At 41.2% G+C, this 16,958-nt stretch carries 18 protein-coding genes and 2 riboswitches; of the genes, 14 read left to right on the top strand and 4 right to left on the bottom strand.

The window, feature by feature from the left end; translation table 11 throughout:
- Nucleotides 1-173: 173 nt before the first annotated feature.
- The 5 genes from AJGP001_RS14475 (at nucleotide 174) to AJGP001_RS14495 (ending at nucleotide 3,590) form a co-directional block, all read left to right on the top strand.
- On the top strand, nucleotides 174-521 hold the full coding sequence (locus tag AJGP001_RS14475; protein WP_071153134.1) for a lmo0954 family membrane protein: 348 nt from the start codon (nucleotides 174-176) through the stop codon (nucleotides 519-521).
- Between the two features lie 13 nt (nucleotides 522-534).
- Nucleotides 535-1,173: a PspA/IM30 family protein gene (locus tag AJGP001_RS14480; protein WP_071153133.1), complete on the top strand. Its 639-nt coding sequence runs from the start codon at nucleotides 535-537 to the stop codon at nucleotides 1,171-1,173.
- A 65-nt stretch (nucleotides 1,174-1,238) separates the two neighbouring features.
- Complete coding sequence (gene liaF, locus AJGP001_RS14485) at nucleotides 1,239-1,937, top strand: cell wall-active antibiotics response protein LiaF (RefSeq protein WP_058384351.1); 699 nt, start codon at nucleotides 1,239-1,241, stop codon at nucleotides 1,935-1,937.
- Nucleotides 1,934-2,980: a sensor histidine kinase gene (locus AJGP001_RS14490; protein ID WP_058384350.1), complete on the top strand. Its 1,047-nt coding sequence runs from the start codon at nucleotides 1,934-1,936 to the stop codon at nucleotides 2,978-2,980. Before liaF ends, AJGP001_RS14490 begins: the two co-directional genes overlap by 4 nt.
- The gene (locus AJGP001_RS14495) at nucleotides 2,955-3,590 is read left to right on the top strand and encodes a response regulator transcription factor (protein ID WP_078080692.1); all 636 of its coding nucleotides are present in this window, start codon (nucleotides 2,955-2,957) and stop codon (nucleotides 3,588-3,590) included. The genes AJGP001_RS14490 and AJGP001_RS14495 overlap by 26 nt, the downstream gene beginning before the upstream one ends.
- Nucleotides 3,591-3,712: 122 nt before the next feature.
- On the opposite strand, the gene AJGP001_RS14500 is transcribed toward AJGP001_RS14495, so the two are convergent.
- On the bottom strand, nucleotides 3,713-4,975 hold the full coding sequence (locus AJGP001_RS14500; RefSeq protein WP_071153132.1) for a mechanosensitive ion channel: 1,263 nt from the start codon (nucleotides 4,973-4,975) through the stop codon (nucleotides 3,713-3,715).
- Between the two features lie 275 nt (nucleotides 4,976-5,250).
- On the opposite strand from AJGP001_RS14500, the gene AJGP001_RS14505 reads away from it, so the two are divergent.
- Complete coding sequence (locus AJGP001_RS14505; protein WP_058384347.1) at nucleotides 5,251-5,481, top strand: helix-turn-helix domain-containing protein; 231 nt, start codon at nucleotides 5,251-5,253, stop codon at nucleotides 5,479-5,481.
- Nucleotides 5,482-5,596: 115 nt separating this feature from the next.
- Here the strand turns inward: AJGP001_RS14505 and metX are convergent, their stop codons facing one another.
- On the bottom strand, nucleotides 5,597-6,610 hold the full coding sequence (gene metX, locus AJGP001_RS14510) for a homoserine O-acetyltransferase MetX (RefSeq protein WP_071153131.1): 1,014 nt from the start codon (nucleotides 6,608-6,610) through the stop codon (nucleotides 5,597-5,599).
- A gap of 12 nt (nucleotides 6,611-6,622) precedes the next feature.
- Entirely contained in the window at nucleotides 6,623-7,915 is a 1,293-nt protein-coding gene (locus AJGP001_RS14515) for an O-acetylhomoserine aminocarboxypropyltransferase/cysteine synthase family protein (RefSeq protein WP_078080693.1), read from the bottom strand.
- Nucleotides 7,916-8,013: 98 nt separating this feature from the next.
- A riboswitch (SAM riboswitch) is annotated at nucleotides 8,014-8,129 on the bottom strand.
- Between the two features lie 133 nt (nucleotides 8,130-8,262).
- Between AJGP001_RS14515 and AJGP001_RS14520 the strand changes: the two genes are divergently transcribed.
- From AJGP001_RS14520 to pepT, 6 genes are all read left to right on the top strand, one after another.
- A complete protein-coding gene (locus tag AJGP001_RS14520; RefSeq protein ID WP_078080694.1) occupies nucleotides 8,263-8,904 on the top strand; it encodes a glycerol-3-phosphate acyltransferase in 642 nt (213 codons plus the stop codon).
- A 111-nt stretch (nucleotides 8,905-9,015) separates the two neighbouring features.
- Nucleotides 9,016-9,130, top strand: a riboswitch (SAM riboswitch).
- Nucleotides 9,131-9,263: 133 nt separating this feature from the next.
- Complete coding sequence (locus tag AJGP001_RS14525) at nucleotides 9,264-10,295, top strand: methionine ABC transporter ATP-binding protein (RefSeq protein WP_071153130.1); 1,032 nt, start codon at nucleotides 9,264-9,266, stop codon at nucleotides 10,293-10,295.
- Complete coding sequence (locus AJGP001_RS14530; RefSeq protein ID WP_078080695.1) at nucleotides 10,285-10,935, top strand: methionine ABC transporter permease; 651 nt, start codon at nucleotides 10,285-10,287, stop codon at nucleotides 10,933-10,935. Before AJGP001_RS14525 ends, AJGP001_RS14530 begins: the two co-directional genes overlap by 11 nt.
- Nucleotides 10,936-10,967: 32 nt before the next feature.
- Nucleotides 10,968-11,801 carry a MetQ/NlpA family ABC transporter substrate-binding protein gene (locus AJGP001_RS14535; protein WP_071153129.1) on the top strand — a complete coding sequence of 278 codons (834 nt, stop codon included), beginning with the start codon at nucleotides 10,968-10,970 and terminating at the stop codon, nucleotides 11,799-11,801.
- 27 nt (nucleotides 11,802-11,828) lie between these two features.
- Complete coding sequence (locus tag AJGP001_RS14540) at nucleotides 11,829-13,034, top strand: M20 family metallopeptidase (RefSeq protein ID WP_078080696.1); 1,206 nt, start codon at nucleotides 11,829-11,831, stop codon at nucleotides 13,032-13,034.
- A 168-nt stretch (nucleotides 13,035-13,202) separates the two neighbouring features.
- The gene (gene pepT / locus AJGP001_RS14545) at nucleotides 13,203-14,420 is read left to right on the top strand and encodes a peptidase T (RefSeq protein WP_071153128.1); all 1,218 of its coding nucleotides are present in this window, start codon (nucleotides 13,203-13,205) and stop codon (nucleotides 14,418-14,420) included.
- Nucleotides 14,421-14,461: 41 nt separating this feature from the next.
- On the opposite strand, the gene AJGP001_RS14550 is transcribed toward pepT, so the two are convergent.
- A complete protein-coding gene (locus tag AJGP001_RS14550; protein WP_071153127.1) occupies nucleotides 14,462-15,481 on the bottom strand; it encodes an STAS domain-containing protein in 1,020 nt (339 codons plus the stop codon).
- A gap of 212 nt (nucleotides 15,482-15,693) precedes the next feature.
- On the opposite strand from AJGP001_RS14550, the gene AJGP001_RS14555 reads away from it, so the two are divergent.
- On the top strand, nucleotides 15,694-15,924 hold the full coding sequence (locus tag AJGP001_RS14555; RefSeq protein WP_058384339.1) for a hypothetical protein: 231 nt from the start codon (nucleotides 15,694-15,696) through the stop codon (nucleotides 15,922-15,924).
- A 107-nt stretch (nucleotides 15,925-16,031) separates the two neighbouring features.
- A complete protein-coding gene (locus AJGP001_RS14560; RefSeq protein WP_071153126.1) occupies nucleotides 16,032-16,919 on the top strand; it encodes an EamA family transporter in 888 nt (295 codons plus the stop codon).
- Nucleotides 16,920-16,958: the final 39 nt, after the last annotated feature.

The following is a 16,958-nucleotide window of genomic DNA, read 5'->3' on the forward strand; positions in this document are numbered from 1 at the left end:
ACTTGGCTTCTAGCGGGAGCTCTGGCCAAAGCGGTCGGTGCGATTAAATACATCTCCCGGGACTAGCTCACTCTACGTCCCAAGACCTAGTCAAAGATGCAGTCAGAGACCGTATTGAAAAACTCATTCTCTTCGTATAATTAACTTAGAAATCAACGAGGAGGCAAAAAAAGATGAACAAATTTTGGTTAATTACGCTCGGCATCATTGCTGGAATCGTCGTACTCAGCAATTTGGGACACATGATTGGATTGGTCGTATCTTTACTAATCGTCTACGCCGGGGTGCATTACTATTTAAAAAGCACTTCGACATTAGCGAAAGTATGCTGGGTAGCTGTAGGGATTATCGGAGGAATTGCAGCCATTTCGAATGTACCTGCTTTGATTGGCGTCGCCGCCCTTGTCGCATTGTGGATGATTTACCGCAAATGGAATGGCCAAAGCGTTTCTGTCACAGCTGTAAAAGAAAGCGATCCATTTATGAACTTTGAACAACAATGGAACAAACTAACTAAATAAGGAGAGAATGAATATGATAACGTTATGGGAACGTTTTAAATTTGCTGTCGCAACCGACTTGGATGCCGTCGTCGTAAAAAATGAGGAGAAAAATCCACTTGTTCTACTGAATCACTACGTTACAGAAGCTGAAAACCAGACAACCACCACTGGAAAATGGGTTGAACGTCAAGCTCAGCTAAATGGTAAACTAGAGAAAGAATTGGCAGAAGCATCCGCCATGCTCACTAAGCGCCACGAACAATTGGAATTAGCACAAACCTCAGGCGAGTCTGATCTCGCTGATTTTGCAAAAATGGAAGTTCAATCTTACGCTACTCGCGTTTCAGTGTTGCAAAACAACCTAAGTGAAAACATAGCTGAACTAACTGGCTTAGAATACCGCTACGAAGAAATGAAACACAAAGTAAAAGACATGAAAGTAAAGCAACTGCAATTGATGGGCAAAGAAAATGCCACGCGTGCTCATCACCAGATGGACAAAGTGCTAAGTCCTGAACTTGTCGCTGAACGCATTGGCTCTTTTGACGACATGGCTCTATACATCACAACACTCGGTGCTAAAGTTGAAGAGCGGCATGAGCGTTCAACAATGGAACGTCGTTTGGATTCTTTAGAAAAAAATAGCACAACTCCAAAAGAACTTGTCTAAAATAGAGTGAGAAGAAGTTTTTTCTTCTTCTCATTTTTTCTGATACAAAGAAGGAGGCAAAAGCCATGCAACATTTTCCAACAAACAGACAAGCATTTTTTTTGCTAAGTGCTTTATTATTGATATTCGTCGAAGCTGCCTTTTTTGGAAATGGCAGTGTGTTTTTGATCCTTCTTGGTATCGGAACTCTTTACTATGCGCTGAGAAACACCAGTAAATACCGAAGATCCTATTTTTGGATAGGTGCTTTTCTTATCGGCGTTTCTATTTTGTCTATGTGGAGTCTGAGACTGATGATTTTCGGGCTTGCCATTTACCTGTTGCTTCGTCTATGGAAAGGGCAAGCATGGCTTCAGACCACCCCTTTACAAGGTTCCGCAGATACAGGTCTAATCCAGAATAAAGTAATGGCCGCTCAAAGCACGCCAATCGAATCTTACGAGTGGAAAGACATTCATGTGCAAGGTTTTATCGGGGATATCCTTGTAGATACTACACATACTGTTTTACCTAAAAAACCTTCATTGATTTCCATACGACAAGGTTTTGGAAAAGTCCAAGTTATCGTGCCGTATGAAGTTCCGGTACGCGTCTTTTATTCTACACTTTTGGGGGAAGCTCGTTTTTTCAATGGGGATAGCCAGCGCATTCTCAATACCACCATTCACGCGGAAGACGGCTATCCTGCGGACGAAGGCAACAGAGCTGAGTTGATTGTATCCGTGACTACTTGGATGGGGGACGTCGAGGTGATTCGTAGATGAGACAGATTGTGCCACGCAGCCTGTTTTTCACATCTCTCTTTGCCTTGATTATCTTCAGTATTCTATTTGCTTTGCTTGGTTTGCCGTCATTCAATAGCTGGTCTGTTCTGTGGGAAGATTTTATCGCTGGCCTTCCTTTGGGCATTTGGTTGCTCGTTCTGATGCTCGCTCTTTCCGTCGGCATATCATGGTGGACCGAATCTTTGTCGCGATCAAAAGTGCAGGAAATCGAACAGATTTTCCAAGCCCTTTTGCGCAATGAAGACAAAACGGTCGTTCAAGCTGCCCAAATGAAAACCTTGCCGCGCAATTTGTCGAGTTCCATTCTAAAATTGCAAAAGTTATTAGAATCACAGCGTAAAAGCTTGACTCGCATTGCCAATGAACGTGCAGAAACGCAGGATCAGATTATCCAGGAGCGCTTAATTATGGAACGTCAACGGCTTGCTAGAGAGCTTCACGACTCCGTTTCTCAACAACTTTTTGCTGCTTCCATGCTGCTGTCATCGATGACTGAAAGCGAAGAGGTGCAGCCTGGACTGTTGCAGACAGAAAAAATGATTCAGCAAGCTCAGTTGGAAATGCGCGCACTGCTTTTGCATTTACGTCCCGCCGCTCTTCACGACAAAAGCTTGCGTCAAGGATTGTTTGAATTGGTTAGTGAACTTAAAGAAAAAGTCTATTTTACGATTGATCATAAATTAGAAGAAGTGCCCCTGCAAAAAGGAGCCGAAGATCATCTGTTCCGTATTGCGCAAGAAACTTTATCCAATACATTGCGCCATTCCAAAGCAACCGAAGTTCATATCTTGTTTGTTGAACGCGATAATTTTGCGATTTTGCGTATTCAAGACAATGGTGTGGGATTTGAAAGTGAACAATCCAAATCGACTTCTTACGGCCTTAAACATATTGAAGAACGCGCCATCGAAATTGGTGCTACGAGCAAAATTGTTTCTGTTCCTTCTGAAGGGACCATTGTGGAAGTAAAAGTTCCAATTGAAAGGAAGAAGCCTAATGATTCGAATCTTGTTAGTAGATGATCATGAAATGGTCCGTATAGGTGTCTCTGCTTACTTGCAGTCTCAAAAAGATATGGAAGTTGCTGGCGAAGCCACAAACGGGCAAGAAGCCGTGCAATTGGCATTGGACTTGCGACCTGATTTGATCCTAATGGACATGGTGATGCCCATTATGAACGGTGCAGAAGCGACAAAATCCATCATTGATCAATGGCCAGAAGCCAAAATTATGATTGTCACAAGCTTTCTCGACGACGACAAAGTCTATCCTGCACTTCAAGCCGGAGCCGTTAGCTATATATTAAAAACTTCAAAAGCTTCACGGATTGCTGATTCGATTCGTGAAACGATGAATGGCACTCCCGTACTTGAGCCAGAGGTGATGACAAAAATGATGAAGCAAATGCGTCATGAACGGGTTCTACACGACGCGTTAACTGAACGTGAGATGGAAATCTTGTTGTTGCTAGCTGATGGTCTGACCAACCAAGAAATTGCCGATCAATTGTTTATTGCCTTGAAAACAGTGAAAACACATGTCAGTAATATCTTGGCAAAACTTGAAGTTCATGACCGGACTCAAGCAGTTATTTATGCATTCCAGCATAAACTCATCTCTCCACTTAAATAAACCCCTCAAAAATGGGAATGTGGAACTCATTTAATCGTCTTATAATTGGATGCTCATAAATACACACCAATCAATAAAAAACTCCCAAAGCTACAAGTAGCTTTGGGAGTTTTCAAATAATCTTATAGATTTGGTTTGTCGTTCTCTTTTTCCATTTTCTTCTCAAGATTTTCAAGCTGACGTTTAGCAAACTCACGTCCACCCATACCGAAGGAAATAGCAAAGGCTACTGCAAGTCCCGCAATAATGAACAGGAAGGCAAGGTTAACGATATTTGTTGCAAAGTTCAACTGGTCAAGTGTCATAAATACAGCAATAATAATAATCGCATATTTGACAATTGTACCAAGGAAACGGTTACCTGAAGACTGCTTCACGTAGTTCCCAAGCACACTTCCCCCGATTAATCCAAGACCCAGAATAATTAGCGAACTAATCAGAAGTGGTAAGTATGCGATTACGGCTTCACCAATCCCGTTTAATACATCAAGCTGTAAAACATTCATAGCTTCTACAGTAAAGAAAATGATGATGATCGCTTGTACTACTTTGCCAATGATGTTCGCAATATCAACGCTCGGTGTTTTGGTTTTGTCTGTGTTCAAATACGTTGAGAAGCGATTGATACCTGTTCCGTTCAATAGGCTAATCAACAAGTCTCCCACAAATTTACCGATTAATACACCTACTAAGATCAAGATGATCGCTACGAAAATATTCGGGATCATGTTTAGAACTTGGTTGAGCATATTGACAATTGGTTCAGAAATCGAACGGATGTTTAATGTTTCTAACGCAATGGTCAAAATCGGAATCAAGACGATAACGAACACTACATTAGCCAATACATTAGCTAGAGTTGCTTTGTCTCCAGCGTCCATTCTTGTCGTACTTGTCGAAGCACCACTTGTTTTGTTAGTAAATTTATTGAACCATTTATCAATATTTATCGCTGTTAAAAGACTGAACACAAGGTTCTTCACAAATTTGGCAACAAAATAACCAATGACTAAAATGATGATGGCCATGAACAGATTAGGCAGGAATGCCAATAACTTGTTCATCATGTTTGAAATTGGTTGTGCTACGTTGTTCATATCCAAAGCTTGCAAAACGCTCGGAATAAACAAAATGAAAATGAGGTAATAAAGAATTTTCCCTATGGAATCCAACATGCTGTCTGCACTTTCTTTTGTTTTCGCCATATGTCCTTTGACCATGGCCCGGTCTGCACCTGCTTTTTTTAACCCTTTGGTGAAAATGGCTCGTACAATTGTTGCGACAATCCACGCGATAAGCAGTAATAGTAACGCGCCTAAAACATTTGGAATGTAGTCAATAATTGTATATCCGACGCCTCTAAAAGAATTACCAATATCATTCATACAATCATCCTCCTTTTTTTGTATAGTATTCACTAGTACTATCCCCTTACTTTCCTATCGCTAAACACTTAATATATTAAAATCTTAGTCGCATAAAAAAACTCTTGTTAACGAGCAGTTCGAAGTCTAGATGTTAAAGTTCTAAAGAAAAAACAAGGTAATTGATGATGAACATCGTCTACTAACATTCTTTTTTTAACGAACACACGATGACACCGATGGTTTGAGGTAGTCGTCTTCTTCTATTATAATAAAAGAAAAGAGGAGGAGATCCCATGTACATGACAGTCCAGGAAACTGCCACTTTTTTATCCATGCCCGAAGAACAAGTAAATCGTTACGTATTAGAAGGTCGTATCCGCGCAGTTCATGACGGGGAACAATACATCATCAATACCTCTCAATTTGAAGCGCATTTTCAACAATTGGAACAAGCCAAGCTAGCGCTAGAAGAATGGCGCACTATGCCCATACCAGAAGATGTGGATATTAAAGACGAAGACTAACTTAAGTACACATAGAAAAGCACCTAATGGACGCGTATCCTTTAGGTGCCTTTCTGTTATCGAGGATAATTTTCAACGTCTTGCTTGCGAAACAGTGCGAGTAGAAATCCACTAATTATCTGGTGAGCTCAGGCACTACTAGGCTTTTTAGCTTATTCTCGATAAATCCGCTCCATTTATCAAATTCAACGAGAAATCCATCATGGCCAAATTCTGTTTCAACGATTTTCCAACTTGCTGTCTTTTGTTTTTCAAGCCACGGAGCCATTAGCTCACTTGGATACAACAAATCGCGCGTAAAAGACAAGGAATAGACGGGAACATCTAGTACAGCATCTTGGATATCATGTGTATTCATAGCTCTCAGCAGTAATACATAGCTATTGGCATCAAAACGACCGGCTAATTTCTTGCCTTGATAATTCAAATATGACTGCACATCAAATTCTTCGCCATCGCCACTACGACCAAAGCGCCGATTGAACATATGACCGCTTCGATAAGTAACCATTCCTGCCATTCTAGCAACATGAAACCCCTTCAAAAGAGACGCATCTGCATAGTCTCCATTATTAAAATCCCCATCACTTTCAATCGCCAATATGCCAATGTGATTAAACGCCACTCCATAGTCACTGTAATAGGGAGTGACAGCTAGCGGAAAAATCGCATCCGTAAAATCTGGATAGAGGTTTCCCCATTCTAAGGTTTTCATTCCACCAAGGGAACCGCCAATGACTCCTGCAAGGTGGTCAATTCCCAATTCTTTTAATGCACGATATTCCGCTCGAACCATATCACGTATCGTCAATGTTGGAAAGTCAGCTCGGTAAGGAATTCCTGTTTTCGGATTTTTCGATAAAGGACCCGTCGATCCGTGACAGCCTCCGAGTACGTTAAAGGTAATCACTTGAAAAACAGTTGTATCCACGGGTTTTCCTGGTCCGATTAATCCTGCCCACCACCCTGGATTTTTTTCAGTACCGACTGCGTATTGGTTACCTGTCAATGCATGGCAAATCAGGATCGCAGGAGCTGTTTCATCTCCGAGACGTTCGTATGCAAGTTCCACATCATCTATCGTCTTAGTAGAGTCCAGGATTAATGAGCCAATGGATACTGTTTTCATGACGATCCCTCCTTATACCTTTTCCAAAACTGCTGCCTGTATGGCCTGTTCCAAATCAGCGATTAAATCTTCTGCATTCTCCAATCCAACAGACAAACGAATCAACTCTTCCGTTACGCCAGATGCAGTTAACTCTTCATCGTTCAATTGCTGATGTGTCGTAGAAGCCGGGTGAATAATTAGCGACTTGGCGTCTCCTACATTGGCTACATGAGACCAGAGATTTATGTGATCAATCACGTTACGTCCTGCTTCTCTTCCACCTTTGATACCAAAATTGACAATCGATCCATAACCTTCATTTTTCAAGTATTTCTTCGCCAATTGATGAGAAGGATGTTCTTCAAATCCAAGGAAGTTTACCCACTCGATTTGTGGATGCTTTTTTAAGTAGTCTGCAATAATTTGAGCGTTGCTATTGTGTTTTGGAATCCGTAAATGTAAAGTTTCTAATCCTTGCAGTAAAGCATGAGCACTATCCGGGCTCAGTGAAGGGCCAAAATCACGTAATAATTGAACGCGAAGTTTTGTCGCAAAAGCTGCACCTGGTACATCAATGCCGTACCGCAGTCCATGATAGGTTTCGTCAGGCTGTGTATAATTTGGGAAACGTGGATTGTCCCAATTGAATTTCCCAGCATCCACCGCAACGCCACCAATTGTCGTTCCGTGTCCACCAATCCACTTTGTCGCAGAATGAATGACGACGTCTGCACCAAACTCAATCGGGTTGCTGCCGTAAGGAGAGGCAAATGTATTATCGATCAATAACGGCAATCCGTTAGCATGGGCAATTTCTGCTACTTTTTCGACATCAAAAACATTCAAGCTTGGATTACCAATAATTTCACCAAATATCGCTTTTGTTTTATCTGTAATTGCTGCTTTAAAATTTTCTGGATCGGTCGCATCGACGAATTTTGTTGTAATGCCATAGCGTGGTAGCGTGTTAGCAAACAAATTGTAAGTGCCACCGTAAAGACTGCTATCTGCTACGATTTCATCACCCGCTTCTGCAATGTTCAAAATGGAAAAAGCAATAGCGGCCATTCCTGAAGAAAGAGCAACTGCTGCAGTACCACCTTCTAGTAACGCTACTCGTTGTTCAAAGACATCGACTGTCGGATTCATAATGCGTGAGTAAATATTGCCTGTATCTTTCAGTCCAAAGAGGTCTTGTGCATGCTGTGTATTTTTAAAAACATACGAAGTGGTTTTATAAACAGGAACACCTCTAGAGCCTGTCGTTGGATCTGGTTGTTGTCCTCCGTGTAATAATAATGTTTCTGGTTTAAAGTTTGTCATTTTCTATTCCCCCTGTTTTTTTAGTAGTAACACATGCTAAAGGGGACGAAAAAAGCCCCCTTCGCTAAGAAGAGGGCCGTAAATTACGGAGTTTCCTCCTCTTATCTCTCAGAACCTGAAAATCGATTCTGTAGGAATTAGCACCTTTACAAACAAAATGTCTGTCGGTTGCCGGGCATCACAGGGCCTATCCCTCCGCCACTCTTGATAAGAGTATTTGATTTAATTTTTGATCTTGTTGTGAAGTATAAAAACTTTATTGGCGTTTGTCAAGCTCATTAGTCAAAAAATTTTGAAACCTTGCCCACTTTCAAACGTTATCTTTTAGTGTAGAGGAGGAATTAATAATGGTCATTTGGATTTTGCTCTTATTGATTACAGGTTATTTTATCGGTTGTTGTCATGGTTCACTTGTTGCACAAGCCGTATCAGGCGTTAACATCAAAAATTCGGGCGTAAAAAATTCCGGTGCTTCTAATGCAGCCATCGTGCTGGGCTGGAAATATGGTTTGCTCGTTGCCTTTATTGACGTTTTCAAAGGCTTTGCTGTTGTTGCGGGGCTACGTTTGTTAGTGGACTTAGGTAGCTTTTCAACTGCAACAATCTGGACACTATTGTTCGTTGCAGGAGCTGCCGTAATAGTTGGTCATAATTTTCCGTTCTATATGAACTTTGACGGCGGAAAAGGTACAGCATCTGTAATAGGTGTAATGATAGCGCTTGACTGGAAGCTCGGGTTGCTCGGATTATTGTTATTGATCATTGTTTCACTGGTAACAAATTATCTTGTCATTGGCGTATTCGTTTTGTACGCCGTGTATTTTGTAATTGCCTTTATCCCTGCAGTCGGTCTATGGCCGTTACTAATAGCGTTAGTCCTGTTCACGATGGCTTTATGGAAACATCGAGAAAATATTATACGAATAAAGAGTGGCAATGAACCTACAGTATCATCAGTTTTTCGAAAGAAACCTACCCCGTCCATTTAGAAAGGAATACAATGAATTTTGAAGATTAAAAAATAAATTTCAATATTCATCTTGACTTTTTTGTTATTCCGCCATAAAGTAGGAATCACGAATCGAATAGCATACATCACTTTCTTATCCAGAGAAACCGAGGGACAGGCCCTATGACGTTTCGGCAGCAGATTTGTTTAACCGCAAAAACTGTGCCAACTCCTGCAAATGCATCCATGCATTTGGAAGATGAGAATTAGATGGTTTCAACAGGAGCCCTCTTTTTTCTTATGGTTAAGAAAAAAGGGGGCTCTCTTTGTCTAGTTTCTCGACGGATTGTGAGCATTAACGATTTGAATAACAATACAGCATGAGGAGGTCTACTTACTATGATTCAATTCGAAGGCGTCGCCAAAACCTACCAATCAGGTAAACAGGAAATCCATGCATTGAACGGCATCGATTTAACTGTCCAAACTGGCGAAATCTACGGAGTTATTGGCTTTAGTGGAGCCGGTAAAAGCTCGCTAATCCGCACTGTAAACTTGCTCGAACGTCCTTCTAAAGGACGTGTATTAATTCACGGAAAGGATATTTCGACGCTATCTAGCAAAGAAATTCGTACTATCAGAAAAGATATCGGTATGATTTTCCAACATTTTAATTTACTCGATTCAAAAACGGTTTATCATAACGTCGCTATGCCGCTCCTGTTAGCTAACACACCGAAAAATGATATCGAAAAACAAGTAAAAGAGTTGCTCGATTTCGTTGGACTTGCAGATCAGGCGCAAAAATATCCAGACCAGCTGTCAGGTGGTCAAAAGCAACGCATCGGCATTGCTCGTGCTCTTGCAACGAATCCTTCCGTTCTGTTATGCGACGAAGCAACATCAGCACTTGATCCACAAACGACGAAATCGATTTTGGACCTACTTCGCAAAATCAATAAAGAATACAATATTACCATCCTGCTCATCACACACGAAATGGGCGTCATTCGAGAAATCTGTGACAAAGTGGCCGTGCTTGAAGCAGGGAAAGTTATTGAGCAAGGAAGCGTCTTTAACGTTTTCTCTAATCCACAGCAAGCTACCACCAAACGATTTGTTCGCTCTGTTATGAACGACGAGTTGCCTGAATCGCTGCTAGCACAAATTCAAGATAAACAAAATAATCAGGCCATATACCGGTTGCAGTTTACTGGCACATCAGTCGGTCAACCCTTCATGTCCCGAGTGTCACGTGACTTTAACGTTGATTTGAATGTACTATTCGGCAATATTACCGAATTGCAAGGTGTTCCATACGGTAACTTAATTGTCGAATTCTCTGGAGAGTCAAGCGAAGTGGAACGTGCCTTATCTTCTATTAGGGACAGCACTATTCAAATAGAGGAGGTCATTGATTATGTCAGTTAATTACGAACAAATTTTGGAAGCTTTATGGGAAACCGTCTATATGACAGGTGTTGCGTTTGGATTTTCGCTATTGATTGGCTTTCCTCTCGGTATCTTGTTAGTCGTTACACGTCATGGACATTTGTTAGAAAATGAAATTGTGTCTAAAGTATTGAATGTCGTCATCAATATTTTTCGCTCTATTCCTTTTATTATTTTAATGGTTGCCATTATTCCATTAACTCGGCTCATTGTTGGTACATCGATTGGTACAGCTGCAGCCATCGTTCCACTAGTTTTCTATGCGGGGCCATACATTGCTCGGTTAATTGAAAACTCTTTGCTTGAAGTCGATAAAGGTGTGATCGAGGCCGCACAAGCAATGGGTGCCTCTCCATTGCAAATTATTTTTCGCTTCTTGATTCCCGAAGCGTTAAGTTCACTTGTTCTTGCTTTGACAATCGCTGTAGTTGGACTTATTGGTGCTTCTGCAATGGCTGGCGCTATTGGCGGCGGTGGTCTTGGGGACTTAGCCATTACTTACGGATATCAACGATTCGACACGGTCGTAATGTTCATCACAGTAGCTATTTTGGTCATACTGGTACAAGGCGTTCAATCTTTTGGAAATGTATTATCGAGGCAAGTCAGACGTAATTAGTAAAATACACCTTAAAAATGGAGGAATTACTCATGAAAAAAATTTTAACAGCAACATTATTTTTACTACTGGTATTCATTTTGGCTGCTTGTGGAGACGATAGCAATGCACAAGGCAAAACGACCGTAACACTTGGCATTAGCGGTTCGGATACAACGATTTGGGATTATATTGCGGACAAAGCGGAGAAGGAAGGAATTGAGTTGGAAATTCAAACTTTTTCTGATTATGTAGCTCCGAACCTAGCGCTAGCTGAAGGGGAACTGGATTTGAATGCGTTCCAGACGATTTCTTATTTTGATGAATTTGTTGCTGAGCATAGTATTGATATCGTGCCGATTGGTTCGACCGTCATTGCACCGATGGGCTTGTATTCTGATAAATACGAATCTATCGATGATATTCCTGAAGGTTCACAAATCGCAACTCCCAATGAAGCGACCAACATGGGCCGCGCACTATTACTTCTCGACGAAGCAGGATTGATCACACTTTCTGACGATGCTGGACTTACTGGAACGGCAGAAGACATTATCGAAAACCCCAAAAATATTGAAATTGTCCCTATGGTGTCTGGTCATACACCACGTGCAATGCCTGATGTGGCTGCTTCAATTATCAACAATGGTGTTGCCGTTGATGCGGGATTAAACCCAACTAAAGATCCAATCGCTCGCGAAAGTGATACGGCTAAACCGTATATTAACTTGATTGCTGCAAACGCTGAAGACGCTGATAATGAAGCTTACCAGAAAATCGTCGAGATTTATCAACAGGAAGATACCGCTGAATTTATTATTGAGCATACAAAAGGTGCTCAAATTCCAACTGTTGTTACAGTAGATGAGCTTGTCGATTACCAATAAGAAGTTATCTATATAGGAGGAATTCCAATGACCCTTATTAAGGAAGCAAGACAGATCATCTCTCAATCCATCGACTCGCAACGTACGATATATATTGAAACAAGCCAGGCAATTCACGCCAAACCTGAACTTGGTAATGAAGAGTTTTATGCGAGTTCTTTATTAATTGATTTGCTTGAAGACGCAGGATTTACCGTTGACAAAGGCGTCGCCGGTCACGACACTGCTTTTTTTGCCAGTAAAGAAAGCTCACTTTCTGGGCCAACAATCGCTTACCTTGCTGAATATGATGCACTGCCTGGAATCGGTCATGCCTGCGGCCACAACATTATTGGAACCACTAGCGTCGCTGCCGCCATTGCATTATCAGAAACCTTAGACCTTATAGGTGGCCGAGTTGTCGTTCTTGGAACACCTGCAGAAGAAGGCGGTCCAAATGGTAGCGCCAAGGGCAGTTTCATTAAACACGGCCTGCTCGAAGGTATTGATGCGGCTTTGATGCTACATCCTTCTGGAAATTCAGCTGTCACCGGTCCTTCCCTTGCTGTTGATCCATTGGAATTCCACTTTTACGGTAAGCCCGCGCATGCAGCAGGCTCTCCTGAACAAGGCATTAATGCACTTGATGCGGTCTTGCAGCTATTTAATAGCATCAATGCTTTGCGTCAGCAATTACCTTCAGATGCACGTATCCACGGGATTATCACTCATGGAGGTGATGCACCGAACATCATTCCTGAATATGCGGCGGCACGCTTTTATATTCGGGGTGATTCTTGGAAGAAAACAGCTGACACTGCTCGTAAAATTCGAGCGATTGCTGAAGGCGCGGCATTGGCAACTGGTGCTACAGTGAAAATCGAACGTTTCCAAAATGAAGTGCGTGACTTGGTCATTACACCCGCTTTGGATGTGATTGTTCGTAGCGAGCTTGAAGCACTAGGTGAGGCGGTAGCAGATTCCCGGATTTCTGGCCTTGGTTCTACCGATGCTGGCAACATTAGTTACGTAGTCCCTACTGCACATGGCTATATTAAAATTGGTCCCGAAAGCCTAATTGCCCATACTGCTGAGTTTCGTGAAGCTGCTAAATCAGAGCAAGGCAATAATGCGTTGATCAAAGGCGCTAAAGCATTAGCTACTACTGGGTATCTATTGCTGACAAAACCTGCTCTATTAGAGGAAGTACAAGCTGCGCATACAAAAGCATTAAAACTGAAAAAGCAAAACTAATTGAACGATGTCCCTTGCCGGGCGTCGTTTTTTTGTGACCAGAATTTTCACCATTTTCCCACTTCGTGCTAAACTACTACTATATGGGTTGAAGTTGCTGTTCCATAACTCTAAAAAGTCGGTAACACCATTCAACTTGTACAGAACTTATTCTAGGAGGATTTATACATGTTAGAGACTTTAATTGAACGACTCGTTCGTTACGCCAAAATCGATACACAATCCGACTTCACTAGTACCACCACCCCTTCTACAACTGGGCAGTGGGACTTGCTCCGTGAATTGGAACAGGAAATGAAAACCATTGGCTTGACTGATGTCGATATGGATAAATCCGGTTACCTTTTCGGCACGCTTCCGGCCAATACCGACAGAGAAGTCCCTGTAATTGGTTTTTTGGCACATGTTGACACTGCGACAGACTTTACTGGAAAAAACGTTAATCCGAAACGTATTGATAATTATAATGGACAGGACATCTCACTAAATAGCAGCATTACGATGACTGTGTCGGATTTTCCTTCTTTAAAAGACTACGTGGGCCATACGCTAATCACAACAGATGGCACGACATTACTTGGCGCAGACAACAAAGCCGGTATTGCTGAAATCATGACTGCAATGGAATATTTAAATGCTCATCCTGAAATTGAGCATGGAAAAATCCGCGTCGCCTTTACACCAGACGAAGAAATTGGTCGCGGCCCACATAAATTTGACGTCGAACGCTTTGGTGCACAATATGCATACACCATGGACGGTGGCCCTCTTGGCGAGTTGCAGTACGAAAGTTTTAACGCAGCGAGCGGGAAACTGACCATTCAAGGGAAAAGCGTTCATCCGGGATCAGCAAAAGATAAAATGGTCAATGCGCAAACAGTAGCTATTCAATTCCAACAGGAAATGCCGAAACATGAAGTTCCTGAGTTAACAGAAGGCTATGAAGGATTTATTCATTTGAATAATTTTGTTGGCGATATTGAAACAGCGGAATTGAGCTATATTATCCGTGATTTCGATAAAAATAAATTCGAAGATAAAAAACGGCATATGGAAGAAGTTGCGGAAAAGCTCCAACAGCAATATGGCAAACAAGCCATTCTGCTAGAAATTGAAGATCAATATTACAATATGCGGGAAAAAATCGAACCCGTTATGGAAATTGTCGATCGCGCAGAGCACGCTATGACTGCATTAGAAATCAAGCCGAACATTGTGCCTGTTCGTGGCGGTACAGATGGTTCTCAATTGTCGTACATGGGGCTTCCAACGCCGAACATTTTCACAGGTGGTGAGAATTACCACGGAAAATACGAATTCATTTCTGCGGAAAATATGGAGAAAGCAACACAGGTAATTATCGAAATTGTAAAGTCCGCGGAATAAATAAAAAGGTACATTGGACAGGATCCAATGTACCTTTTTATTTAGATGATACTTCTACCGTTTTGTGCAAGGGCATAGTGAATACCATGTTGAAGAGTTTGAAAGCATTGGAACTTTGATAAGTTGATGCCTGCCTCTGTGATGGTCATACTCATTTTTGCCGAGATGCCAACCAATATCGTTTGTGTACCAATCAACGATGCCGCTAACCCTAGCTTTTCAATCAGCATCGCCGCATGTTGCGTAAAATTATTATTTAACCCTGTCAAATCTAAGATCAAATACTTAGCTTTGTGATTCGGCATATTCTGGAGCGTTTTGACTAATAACTCTTCTGCACGAGCCTCGTCATATGTCCCAAGTAGTGGCACAACAACAATCCCTTGAAGAACTGGAATAAGCGGTGAAGAAATTTCTTTGATCATTTCATTTAATTCTTTTGTCTTTTCATCTACTAATCGTTCCAGTTCGCTGATTTTTTCCGCTTCTTTTAGCCGAGAAAAGTGGTGGATATTTTTTTCAATCGTTTGTTCTGAAGGAAAGTATTGAATAATGCTTTCTTCAAAACCGTCTATTTGATGGTGCACAACTTTATACCAAATATTTTCGTTAAATAAAGAAGAAAAAATTCCGGCATAATGGGCAGGCAAAAAACTGCCTCCTTGCGTCTTTTTTTGTGCCACATTAATTATATGTTCCCAGCTGTTTTTTAAATGCACTTCAAGCGTAAGTGTTTCCTCGTTTAGTTTTTTTATTTCTGCTAACCCCCATCCTGCGGAGGCGTATGTATTTGTAATTAAGTTAGAAGCTTCTGTTACAGAGACATTTTCCATGTGTCGAAAATATTCTCCTACTAGTAGACCTTGACGAAACCCTGTCGTTTCTAGTACAACGTCCGCCGCATCTTTACCAGAAATTTCTTCTATAGAATCGAAAAAAAGTTTCATCGCTGTTGCTGTCCAGAAAAGAATTGATTCTTGTCCTTCAAACAAAAAACGTCCTTTGGTTAAATCCCATTCAAAATTCAAACCACCTACTGTTATTGCTGATTTTACATCCATTTTAAAATTCCTCCCGCTCGTTCGTTTCAGTTTATCATAGTTCTTATTTTTTCAGAATGATTTTAAGTACCCTATTAATCGGTTGCTCTATTGCCAACATGTTAAGGCTGAAACCATTGTTTGGGCATATAGAAACTGTGGTCTCTTGTATGTTTCAAAAGTTTCATTTAAGGAATATAAAGACTAACACAAAAAAGAAAGAGGTGCTTGACATGTCAGACAAAAAACCATTTAAAGATGAAGATCGTAACATAAGCGATGGCGGTCCCATGGATAATCCTGAACAGTACAAAACGGATAAAAAAACACTTACGGAAATGCACAAAGAAGAAATGACTGTCGATACCATCCCGATGGAAGATCTAAAACAAGAAAAGCGTGAAGAAAGTGATAAACGCGGAACGAAAAGTAATTCTTCAAGCGAAGAAAAATTCCCAGAATAATAACTATGAATGTTCATAAAAGTAAGTACTTTTTTTAAAAAACCATAGAGACTATTCTCTATGGTTTTTTTATGCTATGATTCTCGTTTGAACAGGAGTGAAAGAAAATGAAAAACTGGATTTATCCACTTATGGTCGTCGTAGCAGCAAGCTGTTATGGAATTCTCTCAACTATTATAAAAGTCGCAATGAAAAATGGTTTCACAGCCGCTGAAGCCGTGACTAGTCAATATTTTATAGGGTTCGTATTAGCTGCCCTTTTATTTTTTATAACACAGCGCAAAATGCCAAGAATTAAAGGTTGGAAAATCTTACTGCTGTCCGGCAGTTTCACAGCTGCTACCGGTATGGTTTACGCACACTCTCTTAACTATCTTCCCGCCTCACTAGCAGTTGTTTTATTGTTCCAATTTACATGGATCGGTATGTTCCTTGATTGTATCGTCAATCGGCGATGGCTGAAACGAACAGAAGTCTTTTCTTTAATCTTATTATTTACAGGAACAGTGTTTGCCGCTGGAATCATCGGAACAGATCTAAGCGCGATTCCTTGGCAAGGATGGGCTTGGGGAATTGGAGCTGCTTTTTGTTTTTCGGCTTTCATGTTTGTCAACGGCAAGCAAATCGACGGTATGGACACTTCAGCTCGTCTGTTTTACGTATCACTTTTCGCAGCGATTATTGTTGGCTTTTTTCAAACACCCGAAATTGTTTGGAATGGACAATTATTCGCTGAAGGTTTGTGGGTTTACGGCTTGTTACTCGGGTTTTTCGGTATTATTATGCCTATTTACTTTTTCTCCATCGCAGTTCCGCGTGTTGGTTCAGGACTTGCCTCCATTTTAAGCGCCATGGAATTGCCAGTAGCTGTTCTCGCATCGGTTATTATTCTGGACGAAGTGTTGACACCCCTTCAAATCGGAGGAATCTTCATTATTTTAATTGGTATGGTGCTGCCAAGTGCATTTAATCGAACACCTAAAATAATGGAATAGAACAAACATAAAAGATCCGCTCCTTCTAGCGGGTCTTTT

Source organism: Planococcus faecalis, assembly GCF_002009235.1.
In the GTDB taxonomy this organism is placed as follows: Bacteria; Bacillota; Bacilli; order Bacillales_A; family Planococcaceae; genus Planococcus; species Planococcus kocurii.